Annotated in this window: 12 protein-coding genes; all 12 read right to left on the bottom strand. The window is 65.1% G+C overall.

All coding sequences use genetic code 11. From position 1 onward, the window contains the following. Window positions 1-37: 37 nt before the first annotated feature. The 12 genes from aspS to BO996_RS25830 all read right to left on the bottom strand — a co-directional run bounded on the left by aspS (window position 38) and on the right by BO996_RS25830 (window position 15,915). A complete protein-coding gene (gene aspS, locus BO996_RS25775) occupies window positions 38-1,840 on the bottom strand; it encodes an aspartate--tRNA ligase (RefSeq protein WP_043824963.1) in 1,803 nt (600 codons plus the stop codon). A 41-nt stretch (window positions 1,841-1,881) separates the two neighbouring features. Next, window positions 1,882-2,505, bottom strand: coding sequence for a DUF502 domain-containing protein (locus BO996_RS25780; RefSeq protein ID WP_012207252.1), 624 nt, complete (start codon window positions 2,503-2,505; stop codon window positions 1,882-1,884). An 18-nt stretch (window positions 2,506-2,523) separates the two neighbouring features. Further along, window positions 2,524-2,835, bottom strand: a complete 312-nt coding sequence (locus tag BO996_RS25785) for an FmdB family zinc ribbon protein (protein ID WP_034396889.1) — start codon at window positions 2,833-2,835, stop codon at window positions 2,524-2,526. Window positions 2,836-3,058: 223 nt separating this feature from the next. Beyond that, entirely contained in the window at window positions 3,059-5,077 is a 2,019-nt protein-coding gene (locus tag BO996_RS25790; protein WP_071956717.1) for a DUF7933 domain-containing protein, read from the bottom strand. Between the two features lie 176 nt (window positions 5,078-5,253). After that, on the bottom strand, window positions 5,254-6,702 hold the full coding sequence (locus BO996_RS25795) for a sodium:solute symporter family protein (protein WP_013800841.1): 1,449 nt from the start codon (window positions 6,700-6,702) through the stop codon (window positions 5,254-5,256). A 58-nt stretch (window positions 6,703-6,760) separates the two neighbouring features. Then, window positions 6,761-8,326: a ubiquinone biosynthesis regulatory protein kinase UbiB gene (gene ubiB, locus BO996_RS25800; RefSeq protein ID WP_071956718.1), complete on the bottom strand. Its 1,566-nt coding sequence runs from the start codon at window positions 8,324-8,326 to the stop codon at window positions 6,761-6,763. Further along, entirely contained in the window at window positions 8,323-8,961 is a 639-nt protein-coding gene (locus tag BO996_RS25805; protein WP_065345757.1) for a ubiquinone biosynthesis accessory factor UbiJ, read from the bottom strand. Before BO996_RS25805 ends, ubiB begins: the two co-directional genes overlap by 4 nt. A 122-nt stretch (window positions 8,962-9,083) precedes the next feature. Beyond that, window positions 9,084-10,100 carry a Tim44 domain-containing protein gene (locus BO996_RS25810; protein WP_012207258.1) on the bottom strand — a complete coding sequence of 339 codons (1,017 nt, stop codon included), beginning with the start codon at window positions 10,098-10,100 and terminating at the stop codon, window positions 9,084-9,086. 53 nt (window positions 10,101-10,153) lie between these two features. Continuing rightward, a complete protein-coding gene (ubiE, locus tag BO996_RS25815; RefSeq protein WP_071956719.1) occupies window positions 10,154-10,885 on the bottom strand; it encodes a bifunctional demethylmenaquinone methyltransferase/2-methoxy-6-polyprenyl-1,4-benzoquinol methylase UbiE in 732 nt (243 codons plus the stop codon). 227 nt (window positions 10,886-11,112) lie between these two features. Beyond that, on the bottom strand, window positions 11,113-11,535 hold the full coding sequence (locus tag BO996_RS25820; RefSeq protein ID WP_013800837.1) for a gamma-butyrobetaine hydroxylase-like domain-containing protein: 423 nt from the start codon (window positions 11,533-11,535) through the stop codon (window positions 11,113-11,115). A gap of 10 nt (window positions 11,536-11,545) precedes the next feature. Next, window positions 11,546-12,001: an HIT family protein gene (locus BO996_RS25825; protein ID WP_071956720.1), complete on the bottom strand. Its 456-nt coding sequence runs from the start codon at window positions 11,999-12,001 to the stop codon at window positions 11,546-11,548. Next, complete coding sequence (locus BO996_RS25830) at window positions 12,001-15,915, bottom strand: DUF3683 domain-containing protein (protein ID WP_071956721.1); 3,915 nt, start codon at window positions 15,913-15,915, stop codon at window positions 12,001-12,003. The genes BO996_RS25825 and BO996_RS25830 overlap by 1 nt, the downstream gene beginning before the upstream one ends. Window positions 15,916-16,313: the final 398 nt, after the last annotated feature.

A 16,313-nucleotide genomic window follows, 5' to 3' on the forward strand; every position in this document is an offset into this window, starting at 1 on the left:
GCTTCTGCCGTCCGTATCAAGCCGCCAGGCCCGGTCCTCAGCCCTGGGTGGCCGCCAGCGGGTTGCGCAGGCGGATGTGCAGCTCGCGCAGCTGCTTTTCGTCCACGGGCGAAGGCGCCTGGGTCAGCAGGTCCTGGGCACGCTGGGTCTTGGGGAAGGCGATCACGTCACGGATGGAGTCGGCACCCGTCATCAGCGTGATCAGGCGGTCCAGGCCAAAGGCCAGGCCACCGTGCGGGGGCGCGCCGTACTGCAGCGCGTCCAGCAGGTAGCCGAACTTGGCGCGAGCGTCTTCGGGCGAGATCTTGAGCGCGTCAAACACCTTGCTCTGCACGTCGGCGCGGTGGATACGCACCGAGCCGCCACCCAGCTCCCAGCCGTTCAGGACCATGTCGTAGGCCTTGGCCAGGCAGTTGGCCGGGTCGGTGACCATGAGTTCCTCGTGGCCGTCCTTGGGCGAGGTGAAGGGATGGTGCACGGCCGCCCAGCGGTCGTTTTCCTCGTCGTGCTCGAACATGGGGAAGTCCACCACCCACAGCGGCGCCCAGCGGTTCTCGAACAGGCCGTTGGCCTTGCCGAATTCGCTGTGGCCCACCTTCAGGCGCAGCGCGCCGATGGAGTCGTTGACGATCTTTTCCTTGTCGGCGCCGAAGAAGATGAGGTCGCCGTCCTGTGCGCCCGTGCGCTTGAGGATCTCTGCAATGGCCGCGTCATGCAGGTTCTTGACGATGGGAGACTGCAGGCCATCGCGGCCCTTGGCCACTTCGTTGACCTTGATCCAGGCCAGGCCCTTGGCGCCGTAGATCTTGACGAATTCGGTGTACTGGTCGATCTCGCCGCGCGAGATCTGCGAGCCGCCGGGCACGCGCAGCGCGACCACGCGGCCGCCCTTGGTCGTGGCGGGGGTGGAGAACACCTTGAAGTCCACGTCCTTCATGACTTCGGTCAGTTCGGTGAACTCGAGCTTGACGCGCAGGTCGGGCTTGTCCGAGCCGAAGCGGAAGGCCGCATCCTGGTACGTCATCATCGGGAACTCGCCCAGATCCACGTCCAGCTGGGTCTTGAAGACCTCGGTGATCATGCGCTGGAAGATGGCGCGGATTTCCTCTTCGCCCAGGAACGAGGTCTCGCAGTCGATCTGCGTGAACTCGGGCTGGCGGTCGGCGCGCAGGTCTTCGTCGCGGAAGCACTTGGTGATCTGGTAGTAGCGGTCGTAGCCGGCCACCATCAGCATCTGCTTGTACAGCTGGGGCGACTGCGGCAGGGCGAAGAACTCGCCATCGTGCACGCGGCTGGGCACCAGGTAGTCGCGCGCGCCTTCGGGCGTGCTCTTGCCCAGCATGGGCGTTTCGATGTCGATGAAGCCTTCCTTGTCCAGGAAGTTGCGCACCTGGATGGCCGTGCGGTAGCGCAGCATCATGTTGCGCTGCATGTAGGGGCGGCGCAGGTCCAGCACGCGGTTGGTCAGGCGCACGGTCTCGGACAGGTTCTCGTCATCCAGCTGGAACGGGGGCGTGACCGAGGCGTTGAGCACGTTCAGCTCGTGGCACAGCACTTCGATCTGGCCGCTCTTGAGCTTGTCGTTGGTCGTGCCTTCGGGACGTGCGCGCACCAGGCCCTTGACCTGCACGCAGAACTCGTTGCGCAGGCCTTCGGCAGTCTTGAACATCTCGGCACGGTCGGGGTCGCAGACCACCTGCACATAGCCTTCGCGGTCGCGCAGGTCGATGAAGATCACGCCGCCATGGTCGCGGCGACGGTTCACCCAGCCGCACAGGGTAACGGTTTCGCCCATCAGGGCTTCGGTCACTAGACCGCAGTAATGGGAGCGCATGGCCATGATGAAAAGCTTCCTGCGCCCGGGATGGGCGCGACAGTTTGTTATTTGGATTCCGCGGGCAGTGTGAGATCCGGAGGAGTCACCACGCCCATCGAAACAATGTACTTGAGCGCGGCATCCACGCTCATTTCCAGCTCGATGCAATCGCTCTTGCGAACGATGACGAAATAGCCGCCCGTCGGGTTCGGCGTTGTCGGCACGAAGACGCTCAGGTATTCGTCACGCAGATAGGCGGCGACCTCTCCGCTGGGCGAGCCGGTGACGAAGGCCACGGTCCAGACGCCTTCGCGCGGCCACTGCACCAGCACGGCGGTGCGAAACGCATTGCCACTGTCCGAGAAGACGGTGTCGGACACCTGCTTGACGCTGGAATAGATGGAGCGCACCACGGGAATGCGGCTGACCACCGCATCGCCCCAGGAGACAAGCTTGCGGCCGATGAAGTTGCTGGCCGCAGCGCCAACCACCAGCAGGATCAGCAGCGTGAGCACCACGCCGAAGCCGGGAATGTGGAAACCCAGCAGCCGGTCCGGATGCCAGGCCTCGGGCAGGATGGCCAGCGTCTGGTCCAGCGTGCCGATGATCCAGTTGAGCACGCCCAGCGTGATCACCAGAGGAACAATCACCAGCAGGCCGGCGAACAGCCATTTGCGCAGAGCGGACATGAGAAATGCAAGCCTTGATTAATGGCCCGTGGAGGGTGCGGGAGCAGATGCGGGGGCCGCAGCAGGCGCAGTTGCCGCAGGTGCGGCAGATGTATCCGAGGCCTGGGTGTCTGCCGCTGGAGCCGGCGTGGCGGCGCTCTTGCTGCCGCTGTTCTTGAAGTCGGTCGCGTACCAGCCCGAGCCCTTGAGCTGGAAGCCGGCAGCCGTCAGCTGCTTGGAAAAGGCCTCGGCACCACAGGCCGGGCAGGTCGTCAGCGGAGCGTCCGAGATTTTCCGCAGCACGTCCTTGGCATGACCGCAGGAGCCACACTTGTATGCATAAATAGGCATGGCGCTAATGCTTATACGAGAGAAGATGCAAAACTTTCGATTATAGGCATCCGCCCGATACTGCGGCTGCCTTGCCCCCAAAGGCCCAGGCCGGAGAGCCGCAAGCCGCATGCATCAGTCGGTACCTGATGGCCCGAAATGCAAAATGCCAGTCGCGCGGACTGGCATTCCATCAGGGCGGTGCCGGCAAGCCCCGCTGCCGGGGCGCCTGCCGCGTCCATGTTCAGCGCCGTGCCCGGCGCCGCTGCATCCCCATACCGGCCAGCATGACGGCAAGGCCCATCAGCACCAGGGCAGGCACCCCGGTGGCGGGGACCGGCTCCGGCGTCAATGCGGCAGCAACCACCAACTCCTGGTCACGCGAATTGTTGGCCGGCTCCGGGTCCGTGGTTCCACTGACCGCCGTCACGGTGGCTGTCAGGCTGCCCTGCGTGGTGGGCGTGAAGCTCACCGTGCAGGAAATGCTGGCACCCGAGGCCAGCGGCGCGCCAGTCGGCACCGCAGGCGTGCATGAGGTGCTGGCACCTGCCGGCAGCCCTGCGATGGAGCAATTGGCAAAGGCCGCCGCATTGGGGCCGGCATTCGTGCAGACGAACGATCCCTTCACGGGAACACCCACGTTGGCGGTGGCCGGCAGCGTGACGCTGGTGGCCTGCATGTCGGCCCGCTCCACGGGGTTGAAGGGGTGGGCCTTGGTGTTGTTGGCCGGCACCGGATCCACCGTGCTGCTGCTCGCCGTCACCAAGGCCGCGATGGTGCCCGTTGTGGTGGGCGTGAACTGCACTGTGCAGGCGATGCTGCCGCCCGATGCCAATGGCGAGGCCGTGGGGACGCTGGGCGTGCAGGACGTGGTCGCCCCGGCTGGCAGGCCGGAGATCACGCACGAAGCCGCCGTCGCCGCACTGGGGCCGGCATTGGTGCAGCTGAAACTGCCGGACACCGGCACGCCCACCGTCATGGTCGTGGGAAGCGTGATGGAGGTGGCCTGCATGTCGGCCGCTGGCGCAACCGCCAGCACAGCCAGTGTGGCCGGCTGGTTCAGGCCAATAAGACTGAGGTTGGAAGGACCGTTGGTGAAGCTGCCTGTCGCGGTCGGACGCACGTCGAGGCTCACCTCGCAGAAGGCGGCGCCCTGGGCCAGGTCTCCGTTGGACACGGTCACGGTGCTGCCGCCTGCTGCAGCCTGCACGGTCGTGCCGGGGCAGGTGCTGCTGGCATTGCCCTCGACGACCAGTCCTGCCGGCAGGTTGTCGGTAAACGACCAGCCTCGCTTGCGCAGCAGATCGGTCGTATTGGTGATGGTCATGGTCAGCCGGGAGACCTGGCCGAGTTGGATGCTGGCAGGCGAGAAGGCCTTGTCCAGCTGCGGCGTGACATCGATGATCTGCGCGTTGTCGATCGACGAATCGTTGCCCATGGAGCTGGTCTGGTCGTTGTGCAGAACAAACCCGACAGAGGTCCCGCTGAAGAGCAGTGCTCCCGGAGAAGTCACCGTCTGGGCCACAGCGGTCTGGGTGCCGGCAATACCGATAGGTGTTGTATTGAATGACTGTCCACCCACGCATGGATTGATCGCGTTCGTGGAGATGGGCAGCTCCGTACCAGCGTCATTGATCAGGGAAAAACGCAGTAGCGGGGCAACAAATCCCGACGAGCAGAAGGTCGCCACCACATCGGTACGGGCCGTGAGGAATCTGCTGCTGGCACTTTGTGCAATATTGGTGGCGGTGCGAAAGGCAATTGCGCCAGCAGGAAAGGTCCCATTCGCTGTAAGCATTGCCATGACGTGATTGTTGCGTGCAGCCGCCGCACTCTGGCCCTGATAGCGCCCGGCGACCTCGGCCATCTGCTGCAGGTTGTTCCAATTGCCATGGTCCGAGCAGGCCGCAATCATCACCGTCGAACCTGGAGCCTGGCTGAAGGACGTCACTATGCCATTGCACTGGTTGGCGCTCATCCGGTACAGGGGGTCGGCGGTGTACGTCTGCCCCGCAGGGTCCGCGCCCTGGTAGGCCAGCAGATCCCGCCCCTCCGTGCCGATGGGGGGTGTCTGCGGGTTTTCGAAGTCCTCGCTCCAGACAATGACCGGAGCGACCGGGATCCTCGGCGCAGCCATTGCCACCTGGCCGCACAGGGCTGGCACAAGCAAGGCGCCTCCAAGCCAACTCCATCGGAACCGGACGCCAGCGACAGGCCGCAGCTTCAGCCGGCGAGCCCTCGCAATCAGTTTGAGTGTTTTCATGACGGTGCTTCCTCCCAAGCGTTTGCTATTCGGAGGTCCGCCGTACTGTCACGACCTGTGCTTCACACCACCCAAGTCAGCATTCCGGGACCTCCACAATCCCAGCTGCCGACTATATAGTTAATAACTATTGATGATTGTCATCAATTGTTTTTGCAAATGATGAACAGCAGCGCTTACCTTTCGGGGCTGAATTCAAGAATGTCTGCGCTGCGATTGGCCAGCCACTGCGGTGCCAGTGACCCGGCCACCATCCCCGTCACAGCCGCCAGCAGGCCCGCCAATTGCTGCGGAAATGCCTCGTGCAAAGCAGGAGTGGCCATGAAGACCACCCACACGCCAATGCCCAGTGCCACGGCGCAAATGGCGCCCTGCGTGGTGGCGCGCTTCCAGTACAGCCCGAAGACCAGGGGCACGAAGGCGCCGACCAGCGGCACTTGGTAGGCGCTGGAGACCAGCTCATAGATGGGCGTTCCTTCCATCTTGATCGAGTAGGCCAGCACGCAGATGCTGAAGACGAGCACGCTGATGCGCATGGCCAGCAGCATTTCCCGGTCGCTGGCCTGGGTGCGGAACTGGCGCCAGATGTTCTCGGTGAAGGTCACGCTGGGCGCCAGCAACGTGGCCGAGGCACAGGACTTGATGGCCGACAGCAGCGCGCCGAAGAACAGCACCTGCATGACGAAGGGCATCTTGTCCATGACCAGGGTGGGCAGCACCTTCTGCGGGTCCTGCTTGAGCAGTTCCGCAGCCTCCTGCGGCATGATGATCAGCGCGCTGGCCACGAGGAACATGGGTACGAAGGCGAAGCAGATATAGGCCGAGCCACCGATGACGGTGCCGCGCGTGGCGGCCTTCTCGCTGTGGGCCGACATCACGCGCTGGAACACGTCCTGCTGGGGAATGGAGCCCAGCATCATGGTGATGGCCGCGCCAAAGAAGAAGAGGATTTCATGCCAGCTGGGCTCGGGCCAGAACTGGAACAGATCGCGGCTCACGGCCAGGTCGATGACCTTGCCGGCACCGCCAGCCATGTCGCTGGCAAACCAGGCCAGCACCACCAGGCCGACGACCAGGATGATCATCTGCAGGAAGTCCGTCACCGCCACCGACCACATGCCGCCGAACAGCGTATAGGCCAGGATGGACACCACGCCGATGGCCATGCCCACGGGAATGCTGACCGTGCCGCCCGACAGCAGGTTGAACACCAGGCCCAGGGCCGTGACCTGGGCCGAGACCCAGCCCAGGTAGCTGAGCATGATGATCAGCGAGCAGACGATCTCGATGGACCGGCCATAGCGGTGGCGGTAGTAGTCGCTGATGGTCAGCAGCGTCATGCGGTACAGCTTGCCCGCGAAGAACAGGCCCACCAGGATCAGGCACATGCCAGCGCCGAACGGGTCTTCGACCACGCCGCGCAGGCCGCCCTCGATGAACTTGGCGGGCACGCCGAGCACGATCTCCGAGCCGAACCACGTGGCAAACGTGGTGGTGATGATCATGTACATGGGCAGATGGCGCCCGGCAATTGCGAAGTCGGCCGTGTTCTTGACCCGCCTGGCCGCCCACAGGCCGATGGCGATGGTCACGAACAGGTAGGCGATCACCATAGAGAGCAGCACGCTGGCACTCCTGTTTCAAAGTGGGAAAAGGGAGAGGTCCGGAAACCCGTCAGTGTTCTCAGTACCAGCGCAGCCGCACCACCAGTTGCAGCAGGATCAGCGCGATGACAAAGCCGATGCCGGCGCTGACGATGGCCTGCAACAGGCGGTTGGTGAGCTTTTGCTGCTGCAGCAGCTCCTTGAGCAGTTCATCGTGCTCGCCGGAGTTGCGCGTGAGCCGGCGATGGATCAGGCGCGGCAGCTCGGGAATGAGCTTGGCATAGCGCGGCGCCTCGGCCAGCAGTTCGCGCCACAGCCGTTGCGGGCCCATCTGGTCCAGCATCCATTTTTCGAGGAAGGGCTTGGCCGTGCTCCACAGGTCCAGGTTGGGGTCCAGCTGGCGCCCCAGGCCTTCGATGTTGAGCAGCGTCTTTTGCAGCAGCACCAGTTGCGGCTGGATCTCGACTTGAAAGCGGCGCGAGGTCTGGAACAGGCGCATCAGCACCATGCCCAGCGAAATCTCGGCCAGCGGACGGTCGAAGTACGGCTCGCAGACGGCGCGGATGGCGGCCTCCAGCTCGTCCACGCGCGTGCTCGGCGGGACCCAGCCGCTTTCGATGTGCAGCTCGGCCACGCGCTTGTAGTCACGGCGGAAGAACGCCGTGAAGTTCTGCGCCAGATATTCCTTGTCGTACTCGGTCAGCGTGCCGACGATGCCGAAGTCCAGCGAGATGTAGCGCCCGAAGGTTTCGGGCTCCAGGCTGACCATGATGTTGCCCGGGTGCATGTCGGCGTGAAAGAAGCCATCGCGAAAGACCTGGGTGAAGAAGATGGTCACGCCATCGCGTGCCAGCTTGGGGATGTCCACGCCGGCTTCGCGCAGGCGCTCGACCTGGCTGATGGGCACGCCGGTCATGCGCTGCATGACCATCACGTCGTTGCGACAGAAATCCCAGTACACCTCGGGGATCAGCACCAGGTCCAGCCCTTCCATGTTGCGGCGCAGCTGCGCGGCGTTGGAGGCTTCGCGGATCAGGTCCAGCTCATCGTGCAGGTAGTTGTCGAATTCGGCAACGACCTGGCGGGGCTTGAGGCGCTTGCCGTCGGCCGACAGGCGCTCGACCCAGCGCGCCATCATGTGCATCAGCGCCAGGTCCTTGTCGATCACGGTCTTCATGCCCGGACGCAGCACCTTGACGGCCACGTCGCGCTGCACGCCGTTGCGGTCGCTGATCACGGCAAAGTGCACCTGGGCGATGGAGGCGCTGGCCACCGGCTCGCGCTCGAAGCTCACGAAGATCTGGGCCAGCTTCTTGCGAAAGGCGCGCTCGATGGTGTCCACCGCAATCTGCGAATCGAAGGGCGGCACGCGGTCCTGCAACCGGGCCAGCTCCTCGGCCACGTCGGGCGGCATCAGGTCGCTGCGCGTGGACAGCACCTGGCCGAACTTCACGAAGATGGGCCCCAGCTCCTCCAGGGCCTCGCGCAGGCGCTGGCCGCGCGGCTTGTCCAGCCGCCGGCCCAGCGTGAGCACCGCGCGTGCGCGGCGCATCCAGGGATGCTCGAAGCTCGACAGCACCAGTTCGTCGAGTCCGTAGCGGAACACCACCCAGAGGATGGTCAGCCCGCGAAGAAACCGGCTCATGGCTTGTCGTTCTCGAAACCGGGCAGGGATACCACGGGGGAACCAACGGGCGCGCTGGCGGGCGCTGCCGCACGTGCGGCCTCGGGGGCGGGGGCATCGGCATCGGGCTTGCCGGCCATGCGGGCGCCCACGAACTGGCGCAGCGCCTGGGCGGCGCTGCGCGCGACCTTGGCCACGGTGTGCGCGGGGGCATCGCCGATGATGCGGGCCAGGTCTTCCTCCACGTCCCATTCGACGTGGTCCACCAGCCAGTTGATGTCGGCGGCCAGTTGCACGTCGCCCTCGATCCGGATGGAGGGCTTGTCGCCGCGCAGGGCCACCTGGGCCAGGGCCAGCGGGGAGGTCTCGGTGACTTCAAGCAGCAGGTCGGGCTGCGCGCCTTCGGGCGCCACGTTGAACAGGCCGGCGGGCGTGATCTGCAGGGCCATGGAGTAGCCGCGCCACTGCACGCGCGCCACGCGGCCCTTTTGCCGCACGAGGCGCTCCATCGCCTCTTTCTCCTGCATCAGCACATGGTTGAGGAACAGCACGAGGCGCTGATGCACCTCGCTGACCAGCCATTGCGGCGGTTGCGGACCGGCCATCACGCGTTCCATGAGACCGTTCAGAAAAGAAAAAGGGGACTGTGTTGCCATAGTCCCCGATTATTCCCGAAGTGAGAGGATGCGGCCGACGCAAATCCGGTCGAGACAAGTGGCCAGCCCATGGCGTGACCCCCTGTCGCATCCCTGGCTTGCGCCGGTCCTCTGCAAATTACTTACTGCAGTGCCTGGACGCCAGCGACCAGCCAGCCGCTGCTGCCGCTCTTGGGCTTGGTCATGTTCCAGACCTCGCGGAAGGGCGTGGGGCCTGCCGAGGCGTCCTCGCGGATCATTCCGGAGAATTCCACGCTGGCCATGTAGTCATTGCCCAGATCCTCGATGCCCAGCAACTGGGCATCGATCATGACCACGTCGGTCTGGTTGGGCTGGCCAGGGCGCTGCACCTCGCGCTCGCTGAGCTGGCCACGGATCTCGGTCAGCATCTCGTCGGTCATCATGGCGCGCAGCGAAGCGATGTCCGAGCGGTCCCATGCCGATTGCAGGGTGACGAAGTTGCGCTTGGCAGCCGTCAGGAAGCCTTCGGTGTCGAAGCCTTCAGGCACACCCCAGTTCTGCGAGCCTGCCAGGGCAGAGCCGATCTGCACGCCGGAACCCGAGGCCAGGGCGGCCGGCTGGTGGTTCTGCTCCCAGGGACGGGCCGAGGCGTCGTTGCCGACCTTCTCGGGGTTGTACTGGCGTGCCAGCGGTGCGCTGTCCACGTTGCCACCCATGTTGCCCGCGCCCGCAGGGGCCGCATTCTGGAAGGCGAAGGGGCTGGACGATGCCTGCTGCGCGCCGGCCGCTGCACGGCGCGAGCGCATGACCATGCCCACCACGACCATGATGACCAGGGCCAGCAGGGCGATCAGCAGGAACTGGCCGAAGGCGGCGCCCAGACCCAGCGAGTGGGCCAGCCATGCCAGACCCAGGCCGGCGGCCAGGCCGCCGAGCATGGCGCCCCAGGGCTTCTTGGCAGGAGCGGCCGCAGGCGGCGTGGCAGGCTTGCCCGCAGCGTTCTGTGTGGCGGCGTTCTGCGGCGGCGTGTTCTGCGCCGGCGCGCGCGTAGCTTCACGCTGCGTCACATTGCTCGACTGCTTGCCCACCGATCCGCCACCGCCCATGCGCTTGGCGTCGGCCGTGCCGTGGACGACCACCAGCATCGCGACCAAGACCATAGACCATAGCTTTTTCATGTCATCTCCTCGAATAATCGTGTTGCCGTCACCTCACCGAACGCCTCGCGCGCTCAGCACTTGATTCCCACATGCAGGGCCGCAATGCCGCCCGTCATGTTGTGATAGTCCACATGGCCGAAGCCGCATTCCTGCATCAGGCGCTTGAGATCCTCCTGGCCGGGGTGCATGCGGATGGACTCGGCCAGATAGCGGTAGCTGGCGTCATCGCCCGCCACGAGCTTGCCCATGGCCGGAAGAATCTTGAAGGAATACCAGTCGTAGGCTTTCTCCAGGGGCTTGGCCACCTTGGAGAACTCCAGCACCAGCAGCTTGCCGCCGGGGCGCAGGACACGGTTCATTTCCTTGAGCGCCGCATCCTTGTGGGTCATGTTGCGCAGGCCGAAGGCCACGCTGACCAGATCGAAATGGTTGTCGGGAAACGGCAGGGCCTCGGCATCGCAGACCATGGTGGGCAGGATGACGCCCTTGTCGATCAGGCGGTCGCGGCCCACGCGCAGCATGGCTTCGTTGATGTCGGTGTGCACCACCTGGCCGGTGGAGCCGACCTTCCTGGCGAAGGCCAGGGCCAGATCGCCGGTGCCACCCGCGATGTCCAGTGCCTTATCGCCTTCCTTGAGGTTGGCCACCATTACCGTATAGGCCTTCCAGGCACGGTGCAGACCACCCGACATCAGGTCGTTCATGACGTCGTAGCGCGAAGCGACCGAGTCGAACACGCCGCGCACGCGGCTGGCCTTCTCGCGCTCGTCCACCGACTGGAATCCGAAATGTGTGGTGCTCATAACAACGATGCTAAGCAAGCAGTAGTAATGCGTACAGCGACAACCCCGTGTGGCCACGGGCTTTGCCGGGCAAGGGTTATCAAGAACAAACAGCTTGAAACGCCTTCAAACAAAGACTTTCAAGCTATTTTAAATATAGCACCACCCCCAATAACCCTGTGCCGTACAGAGGTCCGGAATGTGGTGCGAGGGGAACGGCGCCATACAGCGCGCACCCGTGCGCGGCGTCAGTGGCTGCCGCAGCCGTGTCCGCCGCCGCTGGCCTTGCCGGGCATGGGCGTGTCGCGGTCCATGCCGGACTCCTGCAGCCGGTCCAGGTACTGCGCCCAGAACTCGTCCTGGCGGCGGCCCAGTTCGTAGAGGTATTCCCAGGTGTACAGGCCGCTTTCATGCCCGTCGCTGAAGAAGGGCTTGATGGCGTAGTTGCCCACGGGCTCGATGGCCGTGATGGACACCTCGCGCTTGCCCGTCTGCAGCACTTCCTGGCCCGGGCCATGGCCCTGGACTTCGGCCGAGGGCGAGTAGACGCGCAGCAGCTCGAAGGGGATGCGAAAGCTTGCGCCGTCGGAGTAGGCGACTTCCAGCACGCGCGATGCGCCGTGCACGGTCAGGGCTTCTGGGGTTGGGGTGTCAGGGGTCAGGCCGGCCATGCGGTGCTCCTCATTCAGTGGCGGGGTGCTGCTGCCAGGCATCGAGGGCCTGGACCAGCGCCGTGTCTATGGCTGGCAAGCACGCTGCCACCTCGGCCTCGCGCTCGGCATTGCGCGGGCGCTGGGCCGGGGCCCAGACCGCGCCCGGGAAATGGCTGTCCCAGTCAAAGCGCGCAATCACATGCCAGTGCAGGTGCGGCACCATGTTGCCCAGTGCCGCCAGGTTGATCTTGGCCGGAGCAAGGCGCTCACGCAAGACGCGCTCGACCACGACCACGGCATCCATGCAGTGCTGGCGGTCGGCGGCGTCCAGGTCGGAGAACTCGGCCGCATGCGCATTCCAGACCACGCGGTAGAAGGCCGGCAAGCCCTCCTCCTGCGCGCGGATCACTCGCAGGCGCCGGCCGCGCCAGACGGGCACGCCGCCTTCTGTGGCGCACAGGGGGCAGGAAGCGGGAGCAGCCATCAGACCAGCACCCGTTCGATGCCGCCGGCGTTGGCGCGCTGCACGTACTCGGCCATCCAGTTCTCGCCCAGGATCTGGCGCGCCATCTCGACCACGATGTAGTCGGCTTCCAGCAGGCCGTTGTTCATGTCGCCACCGTAGCGCGACAGGCCCTGCAGGCAGCTGGGGCAGCTGGTGAGGATCTTCACGTTGTCCTTCTCGGCCAGGGCGCCGCTGGCGCGCAGCGCGGCCTCGCCCTTCTTGAGTTCCTCTTCCTTGCGGAAGCGGATCTGCGTGGAGATGTCGGGGCGCGTGACGCCCAGCGTGCCCGATTCGCCGCAGCAGCGCTCGCTCTTGACCACGCCCTCACCCACCAGCGCCTTGACGGTCTTCATCGGGTCCTGCAGCTTCATGGGCGAGTGGCAGGGGTCGTGGTAGAGGTAGCCCTCCTTGCCCTGCAGCGTCACGCCCTTTTCCAGCAGGTATTCGTGGATGTCGATGATGCGGCTGCCCGGGAAGATCTTGCCGAACTCGTAGCCCTGCAACTGGTCGTAGCAGGTGCCGCAGCTGACCACCACGGTCTTGATGTCCAGGTAGTTGAGCGTGGTGGCGACGCGGTGGAAGAGCACGCGGTTGTCCGTGATCATCTTCTCGGCCTTGTCGAACTGGCCGCTGCCGCGCTGGGGATAGCCGCAGCACAGGTAGCCGGGTGGCAGCACGGTCTGCACGCCGGCATGCCAGAGCATGGCCTGGGTGGCCAGGCCCACCTGGCTGAACAGGCGCTCGGAGCCGCAGCCGGGGAAGTAGAACACCGCCTCGGTGTCCGCGCTCGTGGTCTGCGGGCTGCGGATGATGGGCACGTAGTCCTTGTCCTCGATGTCCAGCAGGGCGCGCGCCGTCTTGTTGGGCAGGCCGCCCGGCAGCTTCTTGTTGACGAAGTGGATCACCTGCTCCTTGAGGGGAGCGCGCCCCACCGAGGCCGGCGGACGCTGGGTCTGCTTCCTGGCCAGGCTGTGCAGCACGTCGGAGGCCAGGCGCTGGGCCTTGAAGCCCACGCCGACCATGGCCGAGCGCATGAACTTGATGGTGTCCGGATTGGTGGCGTTGAGCATGGCCATGGCCAGCTTGTTGCCGGGCCTGAAGCTCTTCTTGTCCATCTTGCGCAGCAGGTTGCGCATGTTCATGGTCACGTCGCCGAAGTCGATCTTCACCGGGCAGGGGTTGAAGCACTTGTGGCAGACCGTGCAGTGGTCCGACACGTCCTCGAACTCCTGCCAGTGGCGCAGCGACACGCCGCGGCGCGTCTGCTCCTCGTAGAGGAAGGCCTCGACCAGCAGCGAGGTCGCCAGGATCTTGTTGCGCGGGCTGTACAGCAGGTTGGCGCGCGGCACGTGGGTGGCGCACACGGGCTTGCACTTTCCGCAGCGCAGGCAGTCCTTGACCGAGTCGGCAATGGCGCCAATGTCGCTCTGCTGCATGATCAGCGACTCGTGCCCCATCAGGCCGAAGCTGGGCGTGTAGGCGTTGGTCAGGTCGGCGAACATCAGCGATTCGCGCGGCGAGCGGCCGTCATGGCTCTGGCCCACCACGGCCTGCAGCTTCTCGTTGCGGATCAGCTTGCCCTTGTTGAAGCGGCCTTCGGGGTCCACGCGCTGCTTGTAGGCGGCAAAGGGCGCCAGCTCGTCGTCGCTGAGGAACTCCAGCTTGGTGATGCCGATGCCGTGCTCGCCCGAGATCACGCCGTCCAGATGGCGCGCCAGCACCATGATGCGCGCCACGGCCTCATGGGCGGTCTGCAGCATCTCGTAGTCGTCGCTGTTGACCGGAATGTTGGTGTGCACGTTGCCGTCGCCGGCGTGCATGTGCAGCGCCACCCAGACACGGCCCTTGAGCACGCGCTGGTGGATGGCGTTGACTTCGGCCAGCAGAGGCTGGAAGGCCGCGCCCGCGAAGATCTGGGCCATGGGCGCCTTCAGCTGGGTCTTCCAGCTGGCGCGCAGCGTGTGGTCCTGCAGCTGCGCGAAGAGGTTCTCGACATCGTCGAGCCAGCCCTGCCACAGCGTGCGCACGTCGGCCACCAGGGCCAGGGCCTGCTGCACGCGGTCCTCCAGCAGCTCGGCCGAGGGGATGTCGCCCGCATCGTCCTGCTTGCCCAGCGGCAGGTCGCCGTGCTGGAAGAAGTCCGTCAGCGCATCGCACAGCTTGAGCTTGTTGCGCAGCGACAGTTCGATGTTGATGCGCTCGATGCCGTCCGTGTACTCCCACATGCGGGGCAGCGGGATCACCACGTCTTCGTTGATCTTGAAGGCGTTGGTGTGGCGCGAGATGGCGGCCGTGCGCTTGCGGTCCAGCCAGAATTTCTTGCGCGCCTCGGCGCTGACGGCCGTGAAGCCTTCGCCGTTGCGCGAGTTGGCAATGCGCACCACCTCGGCGGCCACGCGGGCCACATCGTCGGCGTTGTCGCCGGCAATGTCGCCCAGCAGCACCATCTTGGGCAGATGGCCGTTGCCCTTCTTGCTCTTGGTGGCGTAGCCCACGGCTTTCAGGTAGCGGTCGTCCAGGTGTTCCAGGCCGGCCAGCAGCACGCCCGAGCGCTTTTGCTCGGCGAACATGAAGTCCTTGATCTCGACGATGCTGGGCACGGCGTCCTTGGCGTTGCCGAAGAACTCCATGCAGACCGTGCGCGTGTGCTCGGGCATGCGGTGCACCACCCAGCGCGCGCTGGTGATCAGGCCGTCGCAGCCTTCCTTCTGGATGCCCGGCAGGCCCGACAGGAACTTGTCGGTCACGTCCTTGCCCAGGCCTTCCTTGCGGAATTTCTGGCCGGGAATGTCCAGCCGCTCGCTGCGGATGGGGGTCTTGCCGTCTGCCTCGAAGTACTGCAGCTCGAAGCTGGCCATCTCGGCGTCATGGATCTTGCCGAGGTTGTGGCCCACGCGCGTGACTTCCAGCCACTGTGCATCGGGCGTCACCATGCGCCAGGACACCAGGTTGTCCAGCGCCGTACCCCAGAGCACGGCCTTCTTGCCGCCCGCATTCATGGCGACGTTGCCGCCGATGCAAGAGGCCTCGGCCGATGTGGGGTCCACGGCGAAGACGAAGCCCGCGCGCTCGGCCGCATCGGCCACGCGCTGCGTGACCACGCCGGCTTCGGTGAAGATGGTGGGCACCTCGTGGTCCACGCCGGGAATGCGGCGCATCTCCACCTCGGTCATGGCTTCGAGCTTTTCGGTGTTGATCACCACGCTGCGCCAGGTCAGCGGGATCGCACCGCCCGTGTAGCCCGTGCCGCCGCCGCGCGGAATGATGGTCAGGCGCAACTCGATGCAGGCGCGCACCAGGGCGGCCATCTCGGCTTCGGTATCGGGGGTGAGCACCACGAAGGGGTATTCGACGCGCCAATCGGTGGCATCCGTCACATGGGCCACGCGCGACAGGCCGTCGAACTTGATGTTGTCCTTGGCCGTGTGGCGGCCCAGGCTTTTCTGCACCCGGCGGCGCAGTTGCTCGGCCTCGACGAAGGTGGCGTTGAACTCATGCACGGCGCGGCGCGCTGCATCCACCAGCTGGCCCACCAGCGCATCGCGCACGGGGTCCTGCTGCGGAGCACGGCGCTTGTCGATCTCGCCCAGGCGGTGCTCCAGGGCCTCCACCAGCGACTTGCGGCGGTCGGGACTGTGCAGCAGGTCGTCCTGCAGGTAGGGATTGCGCTGAACGACCCAGATGTCCCCCAGCACCTCGTAGAGCATGCGGGCGGAGCGGCCCGTGCGCCGCTCCTGGCGCAGCTGGTTGAGCACATCCCACATGGACGTGCCCAGCAGGCGGATCACGATCTCGCGATCGGAAAACGAGGTGTAGTTGTAGGGAATCTCTCGCAGACGTGCAGGTTCGGCAGCCTGTGCCTGCAGGGCTGCCAACGCAATCGGTACATTCATGGGGTAGACCGTGTCTGGCGCTCTCGGGGCGCCGCTAAGCCAAGTGGGAGCGCAATTTTAAGCGAGCGCCCCGAGGATGCGCTTCCCACGGGGCTCTGGACGGCGCGCCGTCTTGGCCCGCGAAGCCAGCCCTCGCCAACGTGGCGGGATCTTGCGTAGCCCGGTGAAGGTGCCTTATACAGAAAGAGCACAAACGAGCCAATACGAACAACCCGGCTTTTGAAACGAAATGGTATTGACCTAAAATAGCGCCGCTTCGCGTGTCATTTTTTGTCACACGACTGACATACGGGACCAGCGGCTCACCGGGTTTGGCCTGTAGTGCGGTACGAAGCATCCGAAAACAATGACACAGACATGTCATGCCCCTGCCTTACCGTGGCAGCGGTCTGAAACCG

Source organism: Delftia sp. HK171, from assembly GCF_001886655.1.
GTDB classification, from domain to species: Bacteria; Pseudomonadota; Gammaproteobacteria; order Burkholderiales; family Burkholderiaceae_C; genus Comamonas; species Comamonas acidovorans.

Coding starts and splice junctions, on each gene's coding strand:
- BO996_RS25820 (WP_013800837.1), bottom strand. CDS start 11,535: ATGGCCGGCCTGACCCCTGACACCCCAACCCCAGAAGCCCTGACCGTG.
- ubiB (WP_071956718.1), bottom strand. CDS start 8,326: ATGAGCCGGTTTCTTCGCGGGCTGACCATCCTCTGGGTGGTGTTCCGC.
- BO996_RS25785 (WP_034396889.1), bottom strand. CDS start 2,835: ATGCCTATTTATGCATACAAGTGTGGCTCCTGCGGTCATGCCAAGGAC.
- BO996_RS25825 (WP_071956720.1), bottom strand. CDS start 12,001: ATGGCTGCTCCCGCTTCCTGCCCCCTGTGCGCCACAGAAGGCGGCGTG.
- BO996_RS25790 (WP_071956717.1), bottom strand. CDS start 5,077: ATGAAAACACTCAAACTGATTGCGAGGGCTCGCCGGCTGAAGCTGCGG.
- BO996_RS25805 (WP_065345757.1), bottom strand. CDS start 8,961: ATGGCAACACAGTCCCCTTTTTCTTTTCTGAACGGTCTCATGGAACGC.
- BO996_RS25830 (WP_071956721.1), bottom strand. CDS start 15,915: ATGAATGTACCGATTGCGTTGGCAGCCCTGCAGGCACAGGCTGCCGAA.
- BO996_RS25810 (WP_012207258.1), bottom strand. CDS start 10,100: ATGAAAAAGCTATGGTCTATGGTCTTGGTCGCGATGCTGGTGGTCGTC.
- BO996_RS25780 (WP_012207252.1), bottom strand. CDS start 2,505: ATGTCCGCTCTGCGCAAATGGCTGTTCGCCGGCCTGCTGGTGATTGTT.
- ubiE (WP_071956719.1), bottom strand. CDS start 10,885: ATGAGCACCACACATTTCGGATTCCAGTCGGTGGACGAGCGCGAGAAG.
- aspS (WP_043824963.1), bottom strand. CDS start 1,840: ATGGCCATGCGCTCCCATTACTGCGGTCTAGTGACCGAAGCCCTGATG.